This window comes from Lachnospiraceae bacterium oral taxon 500 (genome assembly GCA_002999035.1).
Taxonomy (GTDB): domain Bacteria; phylum Bacillota; class Clostridia; order Lachnospirales; family Vallitaleaceae; genus W11650.
Genome location: CP027241.1, coordinates 1,322,868 through 1,342,948, shown reverse-complemented (window position 1 = coordinate 1,342,948; position 20,081 = coordinate 1,322,868). Strand labels below are relative to the sequence as shown.

The following is a 20,081-nucleotide window of genomic DNA, read 5'->3' as shown; positions in this document are numbered from 1 at the left end:
AGAACTATTTGTTTTTACGATATTACTATATAGAAGTATTTTTGTCAATAGAAAATTTATTCTCCTGCTCTGACTTTTTACTTTTTGCTCCCCCACCTCGCTTTTTTCAAGTAATCCCTCAAGCAATAAAAAAGAATTAAGCAAAATATCTGTCACTGAAATAGTGATGAAATATTCTGCTTAATTCTATTTCTCCGCTTCTTGTTCTATAAAAAACATTTTCCTGCCCGCCAAACTGCGCCCAAGCAAAAAGATTAATCCTTCATGCACAAATGAACTGCCGAGGTTTTAAAAGTCAGCGGCAGAGCCAGAATGTTCGGATTTTCTCCCACTATCTTCACGGCATCCGCCAAAGCTTCTTCAAAACTGGCTCTGGTCTTACAGCCCATGCCCCTGGCATAGCCCGGCTCCTGCGCGCCGACAATATAAATGGCCGCCGCATTCTTTTCCGCGATATGGGCACAGCTGATCATGGAAAAACCATGAAACGGATGGAACGCATTGCAGTACCGGTACTGCCGAATAAACTCCTGATCGGTGGCAAAATATTCACCGTAGCGGTCCAAATCCGGCAAAGTGTTCATCTGATCATGCTGAAACATATTATACAGCTTCGGCAGATAGGGCCACAGCTCCTCATGGAAGTACCCATTACACAGGCTCGAACAAATGATAACACAGCGATCGCTCAAAACCCGTTTATGCCGGATCACCTGCGCCGAAATTGCCTGCATAAACATGATCGGATTGGTGCCCATGCCTTCGCCGTAATGGAAAAACTGAGGCATCCCAAACACCAAAACATCATATTTTTTCTCCGCCCAATGCACATAGGTGCGCCGGTCGGCTACCTGCCAGCTCAGCGGCTGCATTTCTTTGGCATAACCGCTGAAAATAGCAATCTGCCGGCTCTTGGTGTCCAGCACCGCATCGCAGCAGAAAAACTTTTTGCCCATTTTTTCTTCCATATGCATACTGATCTCATCGAACTTAGAACGCATCAGGCTGTGACCGCTGACCGGCGTAAAATCCTGCCGGTGCATCACGCTGGGCGTATGATGGCTGGCAATGCTGCGCCAGTGAGTAATTCCCGTAGCCGAATGCTTATAGCCGCCGCTGTAGCCGCCGTAGGGATTGCCCTGAACATGGCCGATCATAATCGCCACATCCGCGTCATAAACATATTTATTCATAATGACCGGATCGCCCCGGCGGGTCGTTCCCAAATCAATCAAATGGTCATAATCCTCACTGTCATGATTTTTAATCTGACCGCTGAGCCAAAACTCATCAAACAGCTCCCGCCCCAAAACACCCAAAATTTCTTCCTTGGTGTTCTTCCGATGCAGGCCGTTCGAGCAAAGCAGCAGGATATCCTCTTTTTTAACGCCGGCCGAATAAAGCTCCTGCAAAATGAGCTTAATTGCTATCTTTCGGTGCGAGGTCGGCTGCTCCCCGCCCTTGACCCGGTCAGGAAACACAATCACACATTTACTGCCGGCCTGAGCCAGTTCCGTTAACGGCGGCATGCCAATCGGCGCCCGCAAGCTTTTGAGCGTTTCTTCCTCCAGTTTTTCCTCCGGAATATGCTCCGGATCGGGCACCGTCACTCCCGGAATAAAAACATCGGTTGTATCCGGCAGTTCCGCGCTCATCGTTCCTTTTCCATACTCAAACTCAAGCCTCATTTTTTTCTTCCTTTCCCTGCTGCAAATAGGTTTCGACAATCTCCAGATAGCCTTCCGGCGTAAAGCCGAAGTTTTCGCCGAAGTTGGTCAGTGCAATCAGCCCGCCGGAAATCTCCGGAATCTGAGCGAGCATACCGGCATTCTCCTTCTTTAATCCGCCGCCGTAAACCATCTCCACACCGCCGGTATGATCATTGACATAACGGGCAATCTTTTGAATATATGCCTTATCCGGCGGGGTTTTGCCCGGCCCAATCGCCCAAATCGGCTCATAGGCTATCGTCACCCGTTTCGGATCAACATCCATCAGGCCGATATTGAGCTGGATCCGCAGCACATTCTCCCAGCATTCCAGTTCATCCTCTCGTTCCCCGATACAGTAAACCACTTTCAGTCCGGCCTTTAAAGCAGCTTTAACCTCCATATTCAACTGCGCATTCACCGCTCCCCGGTCACCGCCGCCCAACATATAAGCACCGATCTTATCATTCCGCTCCTCACTGTGCCCGATCAGAGCCGTATCGGCACCCAACTCCCGCGCCGCCGTAGCCGGCAAATTGGTGGTAAAAGCGCCGAAATTGCCGCCCGCTCCGATATCCGCCCGAAACACGCCCTGACTGCCGATATGAATTCGGCCGTTGCTGGCCGCTTTCGCCAGCAGCAGATGTGCCTCCGGGAAAAACATAGTAAACTCCGCCTGACCGTCATACCGGGCCAAAGCGTCCTGCGTCCGGTTAATAATCTCCCGCGCCCAACTTTCAATCGGCGCCAGCCGGTTAATTCCGCCGCTGGCTGCCGGTACATCAAACCGTTTTAAGTTTAAATAAATTTTCTTCATACACGCCTGCCTTTCTTGGGTCCTGTTTTTGGTAGCCTTTCCTTAATCTTTCCCGTCAATTCAACTTTCCCGTCCGTCCAGTTTCCCGGTTCACCGAAACCGCCTTTTTGCAAATTCTCGATGCCGACAGGCGCTACGCTTCCGGCAGAACACCGTCATTTTTTCCTGCATCCGCCGCTGCTTATCTGGCCGCTCCGTATTCCGCTTTCAGCTCCGCCAGACTTCTGGCCTTGACCAACGGTGCCATATGGTAACTGCCAAATTCCACGATCATCTTGCCGGTCACTTCCATGACCGCGTCTTTTATTGCTTCCGCCAGACTTTGCATCTCTGCTCCCGGCACGCGGCCGGACATGACCATATCCATCACCGGCGTCAGATAGGCGCGGGGGTCAAACGCAGCCGGTTTTTCCAGAAGCAGCCTATGAATCTCGGCCAATTCCGCAACAGCCAAAAGTTCGGGCCGGCGGCGGAACAATTCTCTGATATTACGGGTTGTCGCCAAACGAATATCGGTATCGACATTAATTTTCCGAATCCCGCCGATTTGAATGACCTCTTTTAACTGCGGAATCGGAATGCCGTGGCTCTCGCCGATTTGACCGCCCAAAGCATTAATTTCCGCAACCACTTCGGCCGGCACATTGGACGAGCCATGCGAAACCAAACCGCAAAATAAACGCTCATGTGCCAGACATTCATTCACGGCAATGGCGATTTCCTTACGCAGCTTCACGTTCTTGCCCTTGACCGCCCCATGCGAGGTGCCGTAGCTGATGGCTAACGCATCGACTTCGGTGGCCTTAACAAAACGGACGGCATCTAAGGGATGAGTATAGGTCGAATTCTCGGAAAAAACATGATCCTCCTCCCCGGCCAGCACCCCCAGCTCTCCTTCGACGCTGACTCCCCGGGCATGCGCATATTTAACCACTTCCCGGGTCAATTCCATATTTTCCTCAAACGGCTTACTGCTGCCGTCAATCATCACGGAAGTATAACCGGCGTCAATCGCCGCCTGACAGGATTCAAAGGTCTGGCCGTGGTCTAAGTGCAAAACCACCGGCACCGGCGAATCTTCTCCGTACCGGCGGACGGCCTCCACCAGATTTTTCATCCCGGCCTTTTTTTCCTCTAAAGTACCGTTCATAAAGTCAGTTCGCCCGCCCATAAAAGCATTGGCCAGTTCTGCGCCTTGCAGCAAGGCCGGACTGCGGAATATTTCATGCATCCGAATCGCCCCTTCCACCTGGGCGACCGAGTTGACGTTAAAGGCACCGTAGGCAAAATTGTATTTGATAGCCAGTTCCAATAAAGGTTTTAACGATGTGAGCATAGCTTCCTCCTGATTCTGTGCCGCTGTCGGTATCCGGTTGACCTTGTGCCGCCAGTCCGTCAAAATGCCGCTGAAAAAACTTTCTCCTGCTTGCTTTGATAAATGACTGTACGGTTTCCGGTAATTCAACCGCCGGATGCATGACTGGCAGCGAAATATATTTTATAACCGAATTGTCAAATGTTTTTCGTTTTCCCTGCTAAAAAGCCGGACCGGCCGCGTTTTCATTGGTCAAAATAAGCGCATTCGGATGCCTTTGCAGGAGACTGGCCGGAAAATGAGCCGTCACTTCGCCGTAAGCCGCCTGCCGGATAACCGCCCGGTGCCAGTCCCGAAACACCGCCAAAACAATCCGTTTGGCCGATAATATCTCCTTCATGCCAAGCGTTACGCAGCTCTTAGGCATGGCGTCAATCGCACCGCCTAAGCTACCGGCACTGTTGATTGTTCTGGTTTCCCGTGAAATTGTCAATACTCTGGTCGGCAGCTTGGCAAACTCCTCTGCCGTCAAGGTATCGCTCGCCTCATTAAAAGCCAAATGCCCATTGATGCCGATACCGCCGATACAAATATCTGCTCCGCCCAGCGCCTTTAACCGCTCATCTGTCTTCTCGGGCTGATCCGGCTGCGGAAAAACTCTTTGCTCCCGGGGCATAACCAGCTCCGGAGCAATCCGGTCATAGACCTGACGCGCCATAAAACCACGGAAAGAAAGAATATGCTCCGAATCAATCCATTCACCGTTTTCCTGCAAATATTCATCCATATTAAAGAACCAAACATTTTTCAGCGAAACTTTTTCCTGATTGACCAGCCGGACAAAAATCGGGTACTGGCCAACCGGCCCAACCGGACAAATAAAGACAGTTTGCCGTCCGGCTTCGTTATTTTTCCGAATCTCCCGAATCATAATCATTGCCAGTTCATAAAAAACCTCAGCCGAATCGCCCAATTTCAAAATAGGAATCTTCGCTTCTTTTCCCAAATCTTCCGCTGATATTTGATAATAATTCATATCTCCTCCTTCTCCTCAAAGCTGCCTGACAGCCCGAGTCCTGCTTTTTCGAAACCTGCGCGGCCGGACAACTCCGTTTGTGTCTGCCGCGAGTTTTATCTTCAGCCGATCGGCCACTCTTTGTAACCTCAGCGGCGAAAACTAACCAGTTCCGGCAGTTCTCCGCCCATCAGCGGCCGCAGCCATTCCAAAAAAGCCGGGGTCACGTCGTAGCGGCTGAAATACTGAGCCGGCATTTGCTTCTCCGCCAGCATCACCTGCTCGACCGGAATTAAAAAGCTTTCCGATTGGTACGGCTGATTGCTGAGGCGGCGCAGCCCCACCATTTTCCCGCTTTCTCCGGCGACTGCCGCTTTGACCGCTTCTTCTCCGACTAAAATTGCTTCTTTAACATCAATCTCCGAGCGCAGATGAATAGATGCCCGCCCCAAAATACCGGGCTTTTCCGACCGGGCTTTAATCCCCAGCTTTTTAGTGATCAGCATCGCCAAATGCGAGCTGACATCGCCAAAATAAAGAGACCGGCCGGTTTGAAAGACCGGCGGCGTCACCGGCGTTCCGTCCGGCCCGCGCAGCCCTTCGCTGGCCACTACTACCACTCCGCCTTTGGCTTCATATAAGGCTTTGACCTTAGCCAAAAACTCTTCTTCCACAAAAGCATTTTCCGGCAAAAGAATCAAGTCCGGGCCATCGCCCGCTTCCTGTCTGGCCCAAGCCGAAGCGGCTGTCAGCCAACCGGCGTTTCGACCCATGGCCTCAATCACCACCACATGAATGGCCAAACCCTTAACGTCAAAAACAGCCTCTTTAACGCTCTCCGCTAAATATCTGGCAGCACTGGCATAACCGGGGCTATGGTCAATCACTGCCAAATCGTTGTCAATCGTTTTGGGAATGCCCATCACCCGAATATCCGTCCCGGCACAGGCCCGAGCCAACTTACCGCAAGTGTCCATGGTGCCGTTGCCGCCGTTTAACAGCACATAGCGAATCTGATGCTTCTCTAAAACCGACAGCAGGCGGGCATAATCTTCCGCTTCCATCGGATCACGCGAGGTGCCGATGGCCGAACCGGGTGTAATCAGCAACTTTTCAATGTCTTCCGGTTTTTGCTGGCGCAAATCAATCAAGTCCTCCCGCAGCGCTCCGCCCATTCCACCGTCAGCGCCGTAAATCTCGTCAATCTGCCGTTCTTTCTGCGCCTGCCGAATTGTGCCATAAAGAGAACAATTCAACACGGCCGTCGGCCCGCCGCCATGAATGATCAATAAATTATTTGCCATTTTTTTCTCCATTTTATCACTGTTTTATGGGTAATTCAAATTTATCCTCTCCGCTTTCTCTCCTCGAAACGCGGCAGACAAGCTGGCATCGCCTTTCAGGGCTTTATCCGGCGTAGGGTGAGCCGCTAAGGAAAAAGCTATTCTGCCGGACTACCGCCGTAAATTCACAGCTTATCTGCCATCCATCCACAGCCGCTGAAACATTTTTTGCTTGTATTTTTCCACGCCATCCTGATTAAAAGGATTGACTCCCATGATTTCGGCCGACAGCACCACTGCCGCCATGAAAAAGACAAAGAGCTTGCCCCATTCTTTTTCACTCATATCCTCCATCTCCAGCAAAAAAGCCGGAATCCCTTCCTCCCGATGCGCACCGAGTGTGGCCTCCTCCATTTCCCGGTTAATCCGGGCAAAGCTTTTGCCTTCCAAATATGCAAAATCATCCTGAATCCGGGAAGCTGCCACTTCCACCGCTTCTCCGTAATTTTTTATCCGCAAAAAGGTTTCAATTAAAATCGGACTGCCGTCTTGCAAAAACTGTCCCATTGAATGTAAATCTTCGGAAAAGCAAAGACCGTCGGGATACAGTCCTTTTTTCTCCTTGCCTTCGGATTCGCCGAAAAGCTGTACCCACCACTTCAGCCATTCACGAAAGTCCAAGTCACAGGCTGATAAGACCTCGATCTTATAGCCTTGCTGATAGGCCCCCTGCCGGTACGCCACATAATCATGCAAAAAGTGAGCACTGTCCTCCATTTCCGCCAGCATTTCCCGGTGTCCGGCCAGCAAAGCGGCAATATCTATGCCCGCCACCGCCATCGGAAAAAGCCCGACATTGGAAAACGCCGAAAAACGACCACCGATCTCCGGCTCAAACTCCAAAAAAGTATAACCGTTTTCGGCCGCTATTTCTTCCAGTAAAGAACCTTTGCTGCCGGTCACAACGATTCTGGCCGCCGCCTCCGCCAAGCCGTATTTTTTTTCCATGGCTGCGCGCAGCATCCGAAAATGACTGCCCGGTTCCAGGGTCTGAAAGTTTTTGGCAATGATATTTAAACAAACGTCCTTTTCTTCTACTTCTTGCAAAAGACGGGACATTTGCCGGGGCGACAGACCATTGCCGGCATAAACGATCTTCGGGCTGCCATTTTTATCAAGCCCTTCAATGATTGCCCGAGCGGCACCATTGGAGCCGCCTACCCCGATCAGCAGAAAACTTTGACACTTTTCTCTGACCGCCCGTGCTTTTTCCTGCAAAGCCGAAATATGTTCCGCCGAATAATCCCGACCGTAAAAACGGTTCTCCCGCATCCGGCTCCAAATGCTTTCTGATTGCTGACGGAGCGGTAAGGAAATGGTACTGGCCTCAAATTTTGCGTTCATAGTAACTCCTTATCTAAGTTTGAGCATTGGTGGCAATTTAACTTACATAAAATCCTCATTTTTCGGAATCAGCAATACTATCCCCAGCTGAAACCCGGCTGTCACCTGCCGATCAGAATATTTTTACAGCAGCGTCCAAAACCAATCTGTTCGCATATCTCCGGCTGTGCGTTTGCTATCTAAACCGTTCCGTTATCGGCAATCTTTAATTTATTTTTTAATTTAACTAATTATATCATTTATAAAAGTTTTGTCAAGAGTTTGCATCCTATTTCAGCGCTCCGGTCTGCCATTCATAATTCGTCGAAATTTCTGTTCCCTTTCCGGCAAGCCAGCGATAATTCGTCGAAATGTCAACGACTTGCGAGCGGGACGTTAAGTAAATGATCCAGCATCCATCGCTACTTTTCAGGCAAGCCATCCGTAATTCACTTTCAGCAAATTACCAGTGTGGGCGTTAAGCCAATAGATATTTATGTTTAATATGTCCTTGGCGGGCAAGTTCTCCACAGGCATAATAAGCATAAACATCCGCTTGTCTGAACCGGAAAACAAATTTTCGCTCTTGCCAGCCGGAAAAAAGAGTGTTACACTAAGTTAAGTTGTCCGGATATGGGGATGGAATGAATCCAATCCAAAAATAAAGATTTAGACCCGTTGACCTGAACTCTTATCCAAAATACAGCGCCGGGCAAAGTTTCAAATCAGTTTCAGTACCAAAAAAAGCATTCGGCTCAGAGGAGCCCTTTGCTCTGCAAGGAGAATTTATGAGAGAAAAGAAAATTATTAATATCGCGGTCATCGCCCATGTCGATGCCGGCAAGTCCACGCTGGTTGACGCCATGCTGGCGCAGTCGGGTGTATTCGGCGAACATGAAGAAATCGTTGAATGTGTGATGGACAGCAATGATATTGAGCGGGAGCGGGGAATTACCATTTATTCCAAAAACTGCTCCATCAACTATAAAGATTATAAAATCAATATTGTCGATACCCCCGGCCACGCCGACTTTTCTTCGGAAGTCGAGCGCATCATTCGGACGGTCGATACTGCTATTTTGCTGGTCGACTCGGCGGAAGGCCCCATGCCGCAGACCCGCTTTGTGCTGCAAAAGTCTTTGCAGCAGGGACTTTGTCCGATTCTGCTGATTAACAAAATTGATAAAAACGACGCCCGGCCGGAGGAAGTGGTCAATATGACCTTTGATTTATTTGCCGAACTGGGTGCAAATGACAAGCAACTGGATTTTCCGATTTTATACGGAACAGCCAGAGCCGGCGTGGTTCATTATAATCTGGATGACACCAATGAAGATATTGAGCCTCTGTTTGAAATGATTACCCGGCAGGTGCCGTCTTATCCTGATAAGGATGATCTGCCGCTGCAATTTCAAATCTCGGCGCTGGCTTATGATGATTACATCGGCCGGCTGGGAATTGGCCGGATCAGTCAGGGCACGCTGCACCCGGCTGATATCGTAGCTGTCAGCAAGCGGGACGGGAGCGTCGTCAAGGCAAAAGTCAATCAGGTTTTTGTCAATGTCGGTTTAAAGCGGACAGAAACGCCGGAGGCACATTCCGGCGATATCGTCGTCATTTCCGGTATCAGCGATATTTCCATCGGCGAAACGATTTGCCTGCCGGACAATGTTTTGCCGCTGCCGATGATTGCAATCGAAGAACCGACCATGTCGATGAACTTTTATGTCAATAACTCACCCTTTGCCGGAAAAGTCGGTAAGTTTGTCACTACCCGGCACATTGCCGCCCGGCTGAAAAAGGAGCTGGAAACGAATGTCGGCCTGCGGGTTGAGCCGATTGAAGGAAGCGATGCCTACAAGGTCTCCGGCCGGGGCGAGCTGCATTTATCCATTTTAATTGAAAATATGCGGCGGGAAGGCTATGAGTTAAGCGTATCCAAACCGGAAGTGCTGTTTCGGGAGAAGAACGGCAAGCGCTTAGAACCTTATGAAAAGGTCAGCGTCAGCGCGCCGGATGAGTATATCGGCAATGTAATTGCGCAGCTCAATTTGCGCAAGGGTGCCATGCAGTCAATGCTGGCAGAAAACGGCCATACCAAGGTGGAATATTTGGTTCCCACCCGGGCCCTCTTAGGCTATCGCTCCGAATTCATCAACGATACCCGAGGCGAGGGGATTCTGCTGCGGGCATTTGATTCTTACGGCCCGTATGCCGGTGAAATCCCGGGGCGGCAAAACGGCGTTTTGATTTCGCAGGAGGACGGCCAGACGATGGCGTATTCACTGTTTAACCTGAGTGACCGGGGACGGCTGTTTGTCGGCCCGTCGGAGGATGTTTACGAAGGCATGATCATCGGTATGAATAACCGGCCCGAAGATATGGTGGTCAATCCCACGAAAAACAAGAAGCTGACCAATACCCGGGCAGCCGGCAGTGATGAGGCCATTAAGCTGTTAAAACCTCTGGAAATGTCCTTAGAGGCAGCGTTGGAGTTTGTTGAGCCGGACGAATGGGTCGAGGTGACGCCGACGGCCATCCGGATGCGCAAGAAAATCTTAAACGCCGGCGACCGGATCAAATATAACCGCAGCCGGTCGTAACTTTTTCTTGACCCGGCTTTCTGGTTTGAACGCACCATCAAGGTTGAAGCACCCGGGCACGATCTGCCTGCCTTATTTCATTCAAAAATAGGCAATTATGCGCCAGCCCAATAACGAACACCCGAAAACGGATTATACGAGAGGGGAGAGAGCTTATGTTAGAAAATAAACTGCGTAAATTGGTTGTCTTATATATTTTAAATGAAGTCAGCCTGCCTCTGTCCAATACAACGATCTCCGAGCTTATGGTCGGCGAGTATTACAGCACTTATTTTCAGTTGCAGGAAGCTTTAACGGAATTGGCCGATGTTCATTTGCTGCGGGTCCTTCCCAAAAATCCGGAAACGCAGTATGAAATCACGAAAGACGGGCAGGTTACTTTGGATTTTTTTGCCGAGGAAATTCCGGAAAAAATAAGAATGACGGTGCAAAACTATTTAAAGAGTAACCAAATTGAACTGCGGCAGGCAACGGAACTGGCCGCCGACTATTATGCCAATAAGGACGGCGGCTTCTATGTGCGTTTAATCGCCAAAGATCAGGGGCAGCTCCTGATCGATCTGACCGTACTGACCCCCGATGAGGCGGCTGCCTTGCGGCTGTGCCGCCGCTGGCGGGAAAATTATGCCCTGCTTTATAAACAGCTTTTGGGGTGAGCCCGCAAGCCAAAGAAAAGATGGTTTTTTGGTTTTATTCTAGTATCTTGAACCGATTTTATCAGTTATAACTGATAAAATCGGTTTTTTCTATTGTTTTTCAGTTGTAACTGTGCTATTTTATAAGCATATAAAACGACATTGATGATTAGCTGTATTTGCCTATACTGAAAGCGAGCTTTCGCATAGGCAATATAAGCTAACCATCTTGAAAATTTCATTTCACTTAAATACATTTATGATAATAGCAAGCTGAAACCGCAGGAAAAGGAGGCGCTCTTGATGATTAAACGGGAACTATATATGAGCCGTATTCGTCCGTTCATCGGAACAGAACTGATTAAAGTGATGACCGGTATTCGGCGCTGCGGCAAATCGGTTATGCTGGAATTAATAAAGCAGGAATTAAGTGAAAGCGGCATCCACCCTTGTCAGTTTATCTCGGTCAACTTTGAAGATATGCGCTATGCTCATTTGCAGACAGCGGCCGCTCTGCATGATGAAATCACTCAACGAGCCGCCGCAATCGAGGGCAAGGTTTATTTATTCTTTGATGAAATTCAGGAAGTGAAAGACTGGGAAAAATGTATCAATTCTCTGCGGCTTTCTTTAAACTGTGATATTTATATCACCGGCTCCAATGCCAGACTCTTATCCGGTGAACTGGCAACCTATCTGGGTGGCCGTTATGTGGAGTTTGTTATCTATCCATTCTCTTTTGCAGAGTTTATCGAGTTGTACCGACTGACCGCACCGGAAGAACCGGTTGCCAAATGCTTCCAAAAATATATTCTGTCTGGCGGTATGCCTTATCTGGCCAATCTGCACTATGCAGACGCACCGTCAAAGCAATATCTGTGCGATCTGTTTAACTCGGTTCAGCTCAAAGATATTGTACAGCGAAACAAAATCCGCGATGCCGACCTACTGGAACGCATCATCACCTATGTTATGTCCAGTATCGGCACGCCCTTTTCCGCTTCCTCTCTTGCCAAGTTTTTTAAACACGAGCAGCGCACCGTAGCACCGGAAACGATTTTAAATTATCTCAAATACTGCTGTGACGCTTATTTGTTCTATCCCGTAAAACGTGAGGATTTACAGGGCAAACAGCTTCTTGCATCTACCGAAAAATACTATATTGCTGACCACGGCGTACGCGAGGCTGTTTTCGGCGGCAACACCAAAGAAATCAATCTCATTCTGGAAAATATTATTTATCTGGAAATGCTGCGTCGGGGCTATCAAGTGACTGTCGGCAAAGTCGGCAGTAAAGAGATTGATTTTGTGGGCAGTCAGCACGGTCAAAAGCTATATATTCAAGTTTCTTATCTGCTTTCCTCTGAGGAAACCATTACTCGTGAATTTGGTGTATATGATACTGTCCGTGATAATTTTCCAAAATATGTCATTTCACTGGATGAGTTTGATATGAGCCGCAATGGCATTAAACATCAAAATATCCGCAATTTTCTCCTGATGAAAGAATGGAACTAAATGCGGCTTATTCCTTTCAGTCTGCTGCTTTGATCAGCAGTTTATCCAGCATTTCCCAAATCGGTTCGGTTCCGTCTTTGGTCAGTGCCGAAAAAGGAAACAGCTGGTCGCTTTCCAGCTGCAGAGTCTGGCGAATCAGCTTCAGTGCTTTGGCCTGCTGCTGTTTGCCCATTTTGTCCATTTTGGTTGCAATCACGGTCGGCGCATAGCCAAACGAGCGAATCCACTCCAGCATCTGCACATCGTTGGCCGACGGCTCATGGCGGCCGTCTACCAGCAAAATGACTTGCAGCAGCGTCTGCCGGGTATGCAGATAATCATCAATCATCTTCGCCCAGCGCTCCCGCTCGGTTTTGGACACTTTGGCATAGCCGTAACCGGGCAGATCCACAAAATAAAACAGGTTCTCGACCTGATAAAAATTAATCGTCTGCGTCTTGCCGGGCTGCGAGGAAGTCCGAGCCAGCGCTTTCCGCCGCAGAAGTGTGTTAATCAGTGACGACTTGCCGACATTTGATTTGCCGGCCATGGCGATTTCCGGCAGGCCGGTCTGGGGGTATTGTTCTTCCTTTACTCCCACTGCCGCCAGCGAAGCGTTATTTACTATCATTTTCTATTTCCTTTCCTTATTTGATTTCATCTGATTTTCTAAGCCGATTATAGCATACTCCTATTCCGGCAGCAATCAATTTTCCCTTTGTTACCGCACGGGCTCCGGCGTTACCGTTCCGGCAAGCCATTTCATGCGTCCAAATGCAAAATAATTATGCTTTGAGAAAAAATGGATTGCAACGAATTCTTTGCGGTAATTTGCGGGTATACAACAAAACTGCCTGTTCCATTACTGGACAGGCAGTTTTAAGGAGAAGGTATTTTGTTTTTTTGGGGTAGTAAAAACTTAATACTCTATTGAGGTATGTTTGTATTATAGCACCCCGGCCGGCAAAAGTCTGCCCAAACTTTTTTTAATTCCAAAAGTTTCTTTGAGCATTTTTTTAAGGAAGTTAAATTCTAAACAAATCTCCTTTTGATTCGCAGCCGCTTTTGTGAATTTTATCTATTCGGCCGCTCCCGCTTAGTCACCACGAACCACACCGGTAACGGAATTCAAAAATCATGACATAACAAACGCCGGAGTTTTCTCCGACGCTTGCTGTCCTCTTTTATTCCTGATTATTTTCTCCGGGAGCCAAATCCGCACCGCCGAGATCAGGCATAAAGTCATTATTCGCCTTTTCTTCCTTTGCCCGACGCAGTGCTTCGGTCTGCTCCTTTAAAGAGGTATGCATCTCTTCCTCTTCTTCCTTGGGCAGCCGATCGCCGAACAAGGCAACGAACTGCTCGCGGTAGACTTTTTCATTTTCAATCAGAAGCTTCGCCGTCGCATGCAGCACATCAATGTATTTCTCCAAAATATCGGTTGCTTCCTGATAAGCATCCGTTACAATCCGTTTAATTTCCTCATCAATCAAACCGGCAATATTTTCGCCGTAATTGCGGGTATGCCCCCAATCCCGGCCGATAAAGACCTCATCTTCATCCTCGCCCAAAAGAATCGGCCCGATCACATCGCTCATCCCGTAGCGCACCACCATATTGCGGGCAATCTTGGTTGCTCTTTCAATATCATTGGATGCACCGGTGGTGATATCGCCGATAATCAGCGCTTCCGCCGCCCGGCCGCCTAAGAGAGCCACAATTTCCTGCTCCATCTTCGACTTGGTCATATACATTTCGTCCTTCTTCGGCATCGGCATAGTATAGCCGCCGGCAAAACCGGTGGGAATGATGGAAATGCTGTGCACCGAGTCAATGTTCGGTAAAACCTGATGAATAATGGCATGTCCCGCCTCATGATAGGCGGTAATCCGCTTTTCCTTTTCACTGATGATGCGGGAACGCTTTTCCGTACCAATCCCGACTTTAACAAAAGCTTCGCGCAGATTATCCTGACTGACCACGCGCGCACCCTTGCGGGCGGCAAAAATCGCCGCTTCGTTCAAGAGATTTTCCAAGTCCGCGCCGGTAAAACCGGCGGTTGTTCTGGCCACTTCTTTTAAATCCACATTATCCGACAAGGGCTTGCCCTTGGCATGAACCTTCAAAATTTCCTCCCGACCCTTGACATCCGGCCGACCGACCGTAACCTGCCGGTCAAACCGCCCCGGCCGCAGCAGTGCCGGGTCTAAGATATCCACCCGGTTGGTGGCTGCAATCACGATTACGCCTTCATTGATGCCGAAGCCGTCCATTTCAACCAAAAGCTGATTGAGCGTCTGCTCTCTTTCATCATGCCCGCCGCCCAGTCCGGCTCCGCGCCGGCGTCCGACCGCATCAATCTCGTCAATAAAAACAATACAGGGCGAGTGCTTCTTGGCTTCGTCAAATAAATCCCGAACTCGGGAAGCACCGACACCGACAAACATTTCCACAAAGTCCGAACCGGAAATACTAAAGAACGGCACTTTCGCTTCTCCAGCCACCGCCTTAGCTAAAAGTGTTTTACCGGTACCCGGAGGGCCGACCAGCAGCACGCCTTTGGGAATCCGCGCACCCAGTGCGGAAAACTTCTGCGGATTCATCAAAAACTCAACAATCTCCTTTAAATCCTCTTTTTCTTCCTCTAAACCGGCCACATCCTGAAAAGTAACCTTTTTATCCTTATCACTGGATTTTCGCGCCCGGCTGCGGCCAAACGACATAATCTTAGAGCCCCCTCCGCCCTGAGCCTGGCTCATCACAAAAATCAACAGGAAAAGAACCGAAACAAAGGTCAGCACCATCGGCGCCATGCTCCAAAATTGACTGGCCTTTTGCACCTCGGCCATATAAGTGCCGATATTTTTGGCCAGCATTTCCTTCTCAAATTCCTGAGTATTGGGCAGGTTAATCTCGGCTGCTGCGATGGTCGGATCTTTAAAATACACAACTGCCCGGCCGGTCGGAATATATTCGCTCGGATAAATGATGATTTTCACCACATTGCCTTTATCAATATCCCGAGCCAGTTCCATTTGGCCGTAATTAATTTCATTTACTGCGGTTTGCGTTGACTGCGCGAAATAAGCAGCGGCAAACAGTACCACCAATAAGATCGCGTAGAAGCCAAACCCACGTAAGTTCTTATTCACCTAGTTCTCCTTTCTGAAAACCACTCCGCCCTGCCGGCCTCGAGCCTTCGCCACCGGCCGGACACCAAAGCTTTGTTTACTCCTCTACTAATTCGCCGATATATGGTAAATTACGATATTTTTGCAAATAATCAAGGCCATATCCCAGCACAAAAAAGTCTTCAATCTGAAAACCGCAATAAGCCACCTCAATCGGAATTACCCGCCGGGGTGCTTTATCCAAAAGAGCCGCCAACCGAATGGAAGCGGGATTGCGCTTGGCTAAAATCTCCATCAAATAATGGAGCGTTCGCCCGGAATCAATGATATCTTCAATAATCAGCACATGTTTGCCTTCAATACTGCCGTCTAAATCTTTTACGATTTTGACAATACCGGTGCTTTCCAACTGATCCTCATAGCTGCTGACCGCCATAAAATCAACCGTTACCGGGCAGGTCAGCTCCTTGGCCAAATCGCTCATGAACATGAACGCACCCTTTAAAATGCAGACCAGATGCACACCTGTGTCCGCATAGTCACGGCTAATCTGCTTGCCCAATTCTTTGATTCTGGCTTCTATGGTTTCTCTTGCTATTCTTTCTTTAATTTTAATGCCTGACATGCCTGTCCTCCTACGATAGTTATTCGTTCAGACAAGCATACATCTATTTGCTTAACGCCCGCATGCGTAATTCACCGAAATTCAGTTTTGACGAATTACAAATGGTTTGTCTGAACTGTAACCCTAATTTTTTTAAAATCTTCAATTATTTAAATATACCTTTTCCAGCCAGATATGTCAAGCACGGAAATCAACTTTGTGCATGCCATTCATAAAAAACAGTCTTAAATATTTGTTAAAATAAAATCAAATCAAAACCGGAATTTGTCCTTTCAAACAAAATGGTTTAGTGTATTATTCCTAACATTGATCTCCGGGCAAAAATGCCTGGAAAAAGACCAAATCGCCCCGCTCTTTTTTTACCCGCCAAGATTCGACCAAATCCTCCTGTTTGCCGTTTTCTTTGGCCAGCAATGACAGTGCCCGCGCCACATGCACCGCTTCCAAGTTGACGGTATCACCCTTGGCTGCCTGAACCGCTCGCCGAATCAGCATTTGCTGCATATAAGGCAAAAGCTCTTTCAGACGTTTGCCCGCCAGTACCACCCGTCCGTCTTGACAGCAGCCGGTCAAAGCAAACTCCTTTTCCGTCTGTTCTTTTAAATATTCCTGCAAATCCCGCATTTGTCCGGCGGTCTGCGTTAAAGTCTGAACTAAATTGGGGTTAAACGCCGTCTGCAAATACGGCAGCAACTCCTGCCGCACCCGATTGCGCCGGTACCGGCAATCTTCATTTGAAGAATCCTGTCGCCAGGGAACTTTTTCGCTTTGTAAATAATTTTCAATTTCTTCTTTTCCCGCCGACAGCAGCGGCCGGATATAAATCCCGTTTTGCGGTTTCATCCCGGTGAGCCCGTCCACACCGCTCCCCCGTAAAAAATGCAACAGTACGGTTTCGGCCTGATCTTTGGCATGATGCGCCAAAGCGACCTTATCAAAGCCTCCGGTTTTCGCCTTTTGCGCAAAAGCCTGATAGCGCAGCCGCCGGGCTGCCGTTTCAATTGACAGCTTCTGCCGGGCAGCCAATTCTCTTACGTTCACGCTTTGAACGCTAATCGGGCAGTTATAGCGCTTGGCCCAGTCCCGAACAAACTCTTCTTCCGATCGGCTTTCTTCATCCCTTAAACCATGCTGCACATAAAAAAGCTCCAAAGAAAAACCAAGCTCTGCCCGCAGTCCGGCCAGAGCATGACAAAGCGCCGCGCTGTCACTGCCGCCGGAAAATCCGGCTAATATCGCCTCTCCCGACAAGATCAACTGCGCCGCCAAAATCCTTTCTGGTATTTTCTTATGATTTTGCATGTGTTTCGTCCTTACTCTTTTTTCAAAATATAGACTTCTTCGCCGTCTTTGATCAGGTTAAACTCTTCTCTGGCCTTTTCCTCGATAAAAGCGTCTGACTGCATATATTGTTCATATTCCTTCAGCTGCAGATTCTTTTCGTTTTCCATCCGGATTTTTTCCCTGAGCGCTTGGGCTTCACCCTCTTTTTCATTGTACTGATGGAACAGATTGACCAGCTGAACACCGGCCACGACTGTTAAGACGCTGATCACAAACAAAATATAGATTTTAGACCGTCTGATTTTTCCCATAGCTTATTCTCCCGATAAATACCGGATCATGCCATCGGCTTCTTCTTTGCGGATGACATTACTGATTGATAATACCTCAGCCTTAACGCTTTTCTGGCCAAAGCCAATCTCAATAATATCGCCGATTTTGACCTCTTCGGATGGCTTGACCACCTTACCGTTAATTTTTACCCGGCCGGCCGATGCCGCTTCATTTGCCACTGTCCGCCGTTTAATCAAACGGGATACCTTTAAAAACTTGTCGATTCTCATCTTGCCTCTTTTCTGCCGGCTGCCGGCCGTACAAAAGACAAAAGACCTATCCCGACGGGGTAGATCTTTTGTATATGATTTTTCGAGATACTTATTTCTTCTTCTTGGATTTCGGAGCCGGTACATTAACCGCATCCTTTAAAGCCTTACCAGCTTTGAACTTCGGTGCCTTCGAAGCCGGAATCGTAATCTGCTGTTTGGTCTGCGGATTGTGTCCTTTTCTTTCTTTTCTTTCGGCTACTTCAAAATTACCAAAGCCAACTAACTGTACTTTTCCACCCTTGGTCAACTCTTCGGTAACAACATCCATAAAAGCCTTTAAGCCTTTTTCCGCGTCTTTCTTGCTCAGTTCCGCCTTCTCTGCAATTGCGCTAACTAATTCCGCTTTGTTCATTTAAACTCCTCCTGTACAAGTTGAAAATATTGAAAAATTATAATAGATCCGAAGCAAACCTTGCTTCTTATACTATTTATAACCGTTTCTTAGCGGTTTGTCAAGTTTTTTTCTTTATTTTTTGCCATTTTTTCGCTAAAACAGCGGCTTCTTTATTACAAAGCCTTTATTTTAGCCGTTTTCCCGCTTCGGCATCTCCTTGCCGAATTAAACAACCCTGAGCTGGCTTTTGACATTATCAAAGGAAACCCGCTTGATGTTGGCACCTAATTTCTGCAATTTTTCTTCAATCCGTTCATAGCCGCGGTCAATATAATCCAGGTGGAAAACACCGGTTTGCCCCTGTGCTGCCAGTCCTGCCAAGACCAATGCCGCACCGGCCCGTAAATCCTTGGCCTTTACGTCCGCCGCCAGAAGCCGCGGCACACCTTTGATAATGGCGGTATTACCCTCCACCGTGATATCGGCGCCCATTTTCAAAAGCTCTTCTACATACTGAAACCGGTCGATATAGACGGTTTCGGTCACAATGCTGGTTCCTTCGATTAAGGCCAGCAGTGCCGTCATCTGCGGCTGCATATCGGTCGGCAGTCCCGGATAATACAAAGTTTTTAAATTGCAGGGCCTGAGCGGTTCGTCAACATAAACCCGAATCGCGTCCTCCCGTTCCTCTAATTTGACATTCATTTCCAAAAGCTTGGCTGAAATTGCTTCCATATGCTTGGGAATCAGATTTTTCACCACTACATCGCCCCCGGTGATAGCCGCTGCCACCATAAAGGTACCTGCTTCAATCTGATCGGGAATAATGGAGTATTCGCAGCCGTGCAGCCGGCTGACGCCCTTAATCCGAATCACATCCGTCCCGGCACCCTTAATATCGGCTCCCATGCTGTTTAAGAAGTTGGCTAAATCCACAACATGCGGCTCCTTAGCCGGATTTTCAATCACCGTTCTGCCTTCGGCCAGCACCGCCGCCATCATGCTGTTGATGGTTGCGCCAACACTGGCAATATCCAAATAAATCGAGGTACCGATCAGCGGCGCTTTTTCCTCATTGGCAATAATAAAGCCGTGTTCAATTTTTGTACGAGCGCCCAGCGCTTCAAAGCTTTTAATATGCTGGTCAATCGGCCGGGTTCCCAGATTGCATCCTCCCGGCATAATCACCTGTGCATGTTTAAATCTTCCCAATAAAGCTCCCAGTAAATAATAAGAGCCGCGAATCTGCTGCATATATTCCGAATCCACCAGCGGCTGCTTAATTCCGCTGCCGTCAATCGTCACCCGGCCATTCTGATAGGTTACCTTTGCCCCCAGACATTCGATTCCCTTCATCATAATCTGGATATCTAAAATATTCGGCACGTTTTCGATCACACAAACATCCTGAGTTAGAGTTGCCGCCGCCAAAATCGGCAAAGCCGCATTCTTGGCACCGCTGACTTCCACTTGTCCCTTCAGTCTGACTCCGCCCTCAATCAGTAATTGTTCCATTTTTTCACCTCTATAACTTTTGTTTTATGACTCAGCTCTCTCATCTTCATCCAAACAGCCCTTTCGGGCCGGCCGCATCCGCACCAAAAGCGAATTGGTTCCGTTTATGAGCGATGCTTTTATTCCTCTGAATTATAGCACGCTCTTATTCTAATTGCAAGTTGAATCTGCAAGAAATGTTCATTTTTTAAACGCGAAAGACATGCGATTATTTCTGGCTGCTATCTATTTGCTTAACGCAAACATTTGTAATTCACTGCCTACAAGTTTATCTGAACTGTTCCGGATAGTTGTAATCGCTGTTTTAGGCTAAAGAAATGGCGCAAAACA

17 protein-coding genes are annotated in these 20,081 nt (G+C 48.3%); 3 read left to right on the top strand and 14 right to left on the bottom strand.

Features of this window, described 5'->3' with window-relative positions; all coding sequences use genetic code 11:
- Positions 1–254: 254 nt before the first annotated feature.
- The 6 genes from C3V36_06140 to C3V36_06115 form a co-directional block, all read right to left on the bottom strand.
- The gene (locus C3V36_06140) at positions 255–1,688 is read right to left on the bottom strand and encodes a hypothetical protein (GenBank protein ID AVM68853.1); all 1,434 of its coding nucleotides are present in this window, start codon (positions 1,686–1,688) and stop codon (positions 255–257) included.
- Entirely contained in the window at positions 1,678–2,526 is an 849-nt protein-coding gene (locus C3V36_06135) for a triose-phosphate isomerase (GenBank protein AVM68852.1), read from the bottom strand. The genes C3V36_06140 and C3V36_06135 overlap by 11 nt, the downstream gene beginning before the upstream one ends.
- A gap of 181 nt (positions 2,527–2,707) precedes the next feature.
- A complete protein-coding gene (locus C3V36_06130) occupies positions 2,708–3,862 on the bottom strand; it encodes a fructose-bisphosphate aldolase (protein ID AVM70459.1) in 1,155 nt (384 codons plus the stop codon).
- Positions 3,863–4,061: 199 nt separating this feature from the next.
- Positions 4,062–4,877: a glucosamine-6-phosphate isomerase gene (locus C3V36_06125; protein ID AVM68851.1), complete on the bottom strand. Its 816-nt coding sequence runs from the start codon at positions 4,875–4,877 to the stop codon at positions 4,062–4,064.
- 128 nt (positions 4,878–5,005) lie between these two features.
- Positions 5,006–6,160: a 6-phosphofructokinase gene (locus C3V36_06120; protein ID AVM68850.1), complete on the bottom strand. Its 1,155-nt coding sequence runs from the start codon at positions 6,158–6,160 to the stop codon at positions 5,006–5,008.
- Between the two features lie 171 nt (positions 6,161–6,331).
- A complete protein-coding gene (locus C3V36_06115; protein ID AVM68849.1) occupies positions 6,332–7,543 on the bottom strand; it encodes a glucose-6-phosphate isomerase in 1,212 nt (403 codons plus the stop codon).
- Positions 7,544–8,310: 767 nt separating this feature from the next.
- On the opposite strand from C3V36_06115, the gene typA reads away from it, so the two are divergent.
- From typA to C3V36_06100, 3 genes are all read left to right on the top strand, one after another.
- Positions 8,311–10,125: a translational GTPase TypA gene (typA, locus tag C3V36_06110; protein ID AVM68848.1), complete on the top strand. Its 1,815-nt coding sequence runs from the start codon at positions 8,311–8,313 to the stop codon at positions 10,123–10,125.
- A gap of 155 nt (positions 10,126–10,280) precedes the next feature.
- Positions 10,281–10,781: a hypothetical protein gene (locus C3V36_06105; GenBank protein AVM68847.1), complete on the top strand. Its 501-nt coding sequence runs from the start codon at positions 10,281–10,283 to the stop codon at positions 10,779–10,781.
- Between the two features lie 282 nt (positions 10,782–11,063).
- The gene (locus C3V36_06100; GenBank protein AVM68846.1) at positions 11,064–12,278 is read left to right on the top strand and encodes an ATPase; all 1,215 of its coding nucleotides are present in this window, start codon (positions 11,064–11,066) and stop codon (positions 12,276–12,278) included.
- A gap of 16 nt (positions 12,279–12,294) precedes the next feature.
- Here C3V36_06100 and C3V36_06095 read toward each other — a convergent pair whose 3' ends face one another.
- The 8 genes from C3V36_06095 to C3V36_06060 form a co-directional block, all read right to left on the bottom strand.
- On the bottom strand, positions 12,295–12,888 hold the full coding sequence (locus C3V36_06095; protein AVM68845.1) for a YihA family ribosome biogenesis GTP-binding protein: 594 nt from the start codon (positions 12,886–12,888) through the stop codon (positions 12,295–12,297).
- Positions 12,889–13,441: 553 nt separating this feature from the next.
- The gene (locus C3V36_06090; protein ID AVM70458.1) at positions 13,442–15,292 is read right to left on the bottom strand and encodes a cell division protein FtsH; all 1,851 of its coding nucleotides are present in this window, start codon (positions 15,290–15,292) and stop codon (positions 13,442–13,444) included.
- A 193-nt stretch (positions 15,293–15,485) separates the two neighbouring features.
- Positions 15,486–16,013, bottom strand: a complete 528-nt coding sequence (gene hpt, locus C3V36_06085; protein AVM68844.1) for a hypoxanthine phosphoribosyltransferase — start codon at positions 16,011–16,013, stop codon at positions 15,486–15,488.
- Positions 16,014–16,313: 300 nt separating this feature from the next.
- On the bottom strand, positions 16,314–17,315 hold the full coding sequence (gene tilS / locus C3V36_06080; GenBank protein AVM68843.1) for a tRNA lysidine(34) synthetase TilS: 1,002 nt from the start codon (positions 17,313–17,315) through the stop codon (positions 16,314–16,316).
- An 11-nt stretch (positions 17,316–17,326) separates the two neighbouring features.
- Positions 17,327–17,608, bottom strand: a complete 282-nt coding sequence (locus tag C3V36_06075) for a hypothetical protein (protein ID AVM68842.1) — start codon at positions 17,606–17,608, stop codon at positions 17,327–17,329.
- A 3-nt stretch (positions 17,609–17,611) separates the two neighbouring features.
- Entirely contained in the window at positions 17,612–17,860 is a 249-nt protein-coding gene (locus C3V36_06070) for an RNA-binding protein (GenBank protein ID AVM68841.1), read from the bottom strand.
- 91 nt (positions 17,861–17,951) lie between these two features.
- The gene (locus C3V36_06065; protein AVM68840.1) at positions 17,952–18,254 is read right to left on the bottom strand and encodes an HU family DNA-binding protein; all 303 of its coding nucleotides are present in this window, start codon (positions 18,252–18,254) and stop codon (positions 17,952–17,954) included.
- Positions 18,255–18,461: 207 nt separating this feature from the next.
- The gene (locus tag C3V36_06060) at positions 18,462–19,751 is read right to left on the bottom strand and encodes a UDP-N-acetylglucosamine 1-carboxyvinyltransferase (GenBank protein ID AVM68839.1); all 1,290 of its coding nucleotides are present in this window, start codon (positions 19,749–19,751) and stop codon (positions 18,462–18,464) included.
- Positions 19,752–20,081: the final 330 nt, after the last annotated feature.

Excerpts from the sequence above, each read along its gene's own strand:
- C3V36_06140 (AVM68853.1), bottom strand. The coding sequence starts at position 1,688 with ATGAGGCTTGAGTTTGAGTATGGAAAAGGAACGATGAGCGCGGAACTG.
- C3V36_06065 (AVM68840.1), bottom strand. The coding sequence starts at position 18,254 with ATGAACAAAGCGGAATTAGTTAGCGCAATTGCAGAGAAGGCGGAACTG.
- C3V36_06120 (AVM68850.1), bottom strand. The coding sequence starts at position 6,160 with ATGGCAAATAATTTATTGATCATTCATGGCGGCGGGCCGACGGCCGTG.
- C3V36_06090 (AVM70458.1), bottom strand. The coding sequence starts at position 15,292 with ATGGAACTGGCTCGGGATATTGATAAAGGCAATGTGGTGAAAATCATC.
- C3V36_06075 (AVM68842.1), bottom strand. The coding sequence starts at position 17,608 with ATGGGAAAAATCAGACGGTCTAAAATCTATATTTTGTTTGTGATCAGC.
- C3V36_06135 (AVM68852.1), bottom strand. The coding sequence starts at position 2,526 with ATGAAGAAAATTTATTTAAACTTAAAACGGTTTGATGTACCGGCAGCC.
- typA (AVM68848.1), top strand. The coding sequence starts at position 8,311 with ATGAGAGAAAAGAAAATTATTAATATCGCGGTCATCGCCCATGTCGAT.
- C3V36_06115 (AVM68849.1), bottom strand. The coding sequence starts at position 7,543 with ATGAACGCAAAATTTGAGGCCAGTACCATTTCCTTACCGCTCCGTCAG.
- C3V36_06070 (AVM68841.1), bottom strand. The coding sequence starts at position 17,860 with ATGAGAATCGACAAGTTTTTAAAGGTATCCCGTTTGATTAAACGGCGG.
- C3V36_06100 (AVM68846.1), top strand. The coding sequence starts at position 11,064 with ATGATTAAACGGGAACTATATATGAGCCGTATTCGTCCGTTCATCGGA.
- tilS (AVM68843.1), bottom strand. The coding sequence starts at position 17,315 with ATGCAAAATCATAAGAAAATACCAGAAAGGATTTTGGCGGCGCAGTTG.
- C3V36_06095 (AVM68845.1), bottom strand. The coding sequence starts at position 12,888 with ATGATAGTAAATAACGCTTCGCTGGCGGCAGTGGGAGTAAAGGAAGAA.
- hpt (AVM68844.1), bottom strand. The coding sequence starts at position 16,013 with ATGTCAGGCATTAAAATTAAAGAAAGAATAGCAAGAGAAACCATAGAA.
- C3V36_06060 (AVM68839.1), bottom strand. The coding sequence starts at position 19,751 with ATGGAACAATTACTGATTGAGGGCGGAGTCAGACTGAAGGGACAAGTG.
- C3V36_06105 (AVM68847.1), top strand. The coding sequence starts at position 10,281 with ATGTTAGAAAATAAACTGCGTAAATTGGTTGTCTTATATATTTTAAAT.
- C3V36_06125 (AVM68851.1), bottom strand. The coding sequence starts at position 4,877 with ATGAATTATTATCAAATATCAGCGGAAGATTTGGGAAAAGAAGCGAAG.
- C3V36_06130 (AVM70459.1), bottom strand. The coding sequence starts at position 3,862 with ATGCTCACATCGTTAAAACCTTTATTGGAACTGGCTATCAAATACAAT.